The sequence below is a fragment of the Caballeronia sp. BCC1704 genome (assembly GCF_902833455.1).
Taxonomy (GTDB): domain Bacteria; phylum Pseudomonadota; class Gammaproteobacteria; order Burkholderiales; family Burkholderiaceae; genus Caballeronia.
In genome coordinates this window covers 1-2440 of record NZ_CADFFT010000012.1, presented here as the reverse complement: position 1 = coordinate 2440, position 2440 = coordinate 1, and the positions used below count along the sequence as shown (strand labels likewise).

Annotated in this window: 2 tRNA genes and 2 rRNA genes; all 4 read left to right on the top strand. The window is 53.6% G+C overall.

The window, feature by feature from the left end:
* The first annotated feature begins 31 nt into the window (after positions 1–31).
* Positions 32–1563 (top strand): 16S ribosomal RNA (locus HWX53_RS27395).
* A gap of 63 nt (positions 1564–1626) precedes the next feature.
* Positions 1627–1703, top strand: a tRNA-Ile gene (locus HWX53_RS27390).
* A 70-nt stretch (positions 1704–1773) separates the two neighbouring features.
* Positions 1774–1849 (top strand) — tRNA-Ala (locus tag HWX53_RS27385).
* Positions 1850–2148: 299 nt separating this feature from the next.
* Positions 2149–2440: ribosomal RNA gene (locus tag HWX53_RS27380) — 23S ribosomal RNA — on the top strand; the annotation flags it as partial.

The window sequence follows — 2440 nt, the reverse complement described above, 5'->3', positions numbered from 1 at the left end:
TTCTTAGAAACCGAAAACAGTAACAGGCATTGAACTGAAGAGTTTGATCCTGGCTCAGATTGAACGCTGGCGGCATGCCTTACACATGCAAGTCGGACGGCAGCGCGGGCTTCGGCCTGGCGGCGAGTGGCGAACGGGTGAGTAATACATCGGAACGTGTCCTGTAGTGGGGGATAGCCCGGCGAAAGCCGGATTAATACCGCATACGATCTACGGAGGAAAGCGGGGGATCTTCGGACCTCGCGCTGTAGGGGCGGCCGATGGCAGATTAGCTAGTTGGTGGGGTAAAGGCCTACCAAGGCGACGATCTGTAGCTGGTCTGAGAGGACGACCAGCCACACTGGGACTGAGACACGGCCCAGACTCCTACGGGAGGCAGCAGTGGGGAATTTTGGACAATGGGGGCAACCCTGATCCAGCAATGCCGCGTGTGTGAAGAAGGCCTTCGGGTTGTAAAGCACTTTTGTCCGGAAAGAAAACTTCGGCCCTAATATGGCTGGAGGATGACGGTACCGGAAGAATAAGCACCGGCTAACTACGTGCCAGCAGCCGCGGTAATACGTAGGGTGCGAGCGTTAATCGGAATTACTGGGCGTAAAGCGTGCGCAGGCGGTCTGTTAAGACCGATGTGAAATCCCCGGGCTTAACCTGGGAACTGCATTGGTGACTGGCAGGCTTTGAGTGTGGCAGAGGGAGGTAGAATTCCACGTGTAGCAGTGAAATGCGTAGAGATGTGGAGGAATACCGATGGCGAAGGCAGCCTCCTGGGCCAACACTGACGCTCATGCACGAAAGCGTGGGGAGCAAACAGGATTAGATACCCTGGTAGTCCACGCCCTAAACGATGTCAACTAGTTGTTGGGGATTCATTTCCTTAGTAACGTAGCTAACGCGTGAAGTTGACCGCCTGGGGAGTACGGTCGCAAGATTAAAACTCAAAGGAATTGACGGGGACCCGCACAAGCGGTGGATGATGTGGATTAATTCGATGCAACGCGAAAAACCTTACCTACCCTTGACATGGTCGGAAGTCTGCTGAGAGGCGGACGTGCTCGAAAGAGAACCGGCGCACAGGTGCTGCATGGCTGTCGTCAGCTCGTGTCGTGAGATGTTGGGTTAAGTCCCGCAACGAGCGCAACCCTTGTCCTTAGTTGCTACGCAAGAGCACTCTAAGGAGACTGCCGGTGACAAACCGGAGGAAGGTGGGGATGACGTCAAGTCCTCATGGCCCTTATGGGTAGGGCTTCACACGTCATACAATGGTCGGAACAGAGGGTTGCCAAGCCGCGAGGTGGAGCCAATCCCAGAAAACCGATCGTAGTCCGGATCGCAGTCTGCAACTCGACTGCGTGAAGCTGGAATCGCTAGTAATCGCGGATCAGCATGCCGCGGTGAATACGTTCCCGGGTCTTGTACACACCGCCCGTCACACCATGGGAGTGGGTTTTACCAGAAGTGGCTAGTCTAACCGCAAGGAGGACGGTCACCACGGTAGGATTCATGACTGGGGTGAAGTCGTAACAAGGTAGCCGTATCGGAAGGTGCGGCTGGATCACCTCCTTTCTCGAGCTTCGCACACCAAGTTAAGCGCTCACGCTTATCGGCTGTGGTTTAGAAACAGGCTAAGGGTCTGTAGCTCAGTCGGTTAGAGCACCGTCTTGATAAGGCGGGGGTCGTTGGTTCGAATCCAACCAGACCCACCATGTCGGCGGTCGTTAGCGCGTGAGCGCTTACGAAGGCCCCACCCTCGAAGAGGGCAGGGTCAATAGACGCGGGGGATTAGCTCAGCTGGGAGAGCACCTGCTTTGCAAGCAGGGGGTCGTCGGTTCGATCCCGTCATCCTCCACCATCAATCTTCAATGCCTAGCGTTCACGAGCAGTGAATGTTAAGCATTGGCGATTGCTAGCCAGTTGATGCTGTAGGTATTGCAAGACACCTATCGGCTAAACGTTCTTTAACAATCAGGAAGAAGTAGTAAAGAGATTATCTGAAAGCACTTAGAGATGGGTGTGAGTAGGGTAGTCAGGGTAGTGATTGTATCGATGTATCTCAAGACGATCGAAAGATCGATTTGGAATACGGCACAACGCGAATACTCAGCCTGTAGCGTGTGAGTCTGAAGCAGTAGAGAGACACACTCGTTATAGGGTCAAGCGAACAAGTGCATGTGGTGGATGCCTTGGCGATCACAGGCGATGAAGGACGCGGTAGCCTGCGAAAAGCTTCGGGGAGCTGGCAAACGAGCATTGATCCGAAGATGTCCGAATGGGGAAACCCACTCCGTATGGAGTATCCATAGCTGAATACATAGGCTATGTGAAGCGAACGCGGTGAACTGAAACATCTAAGTAACCGCAGGAAAAGAAATCAACCGAGATTCCCAAAGTAGTGGCGAGCGAAATGGGAAGAGCCTGTACTCTTTATTTGTATTGTTAGCTG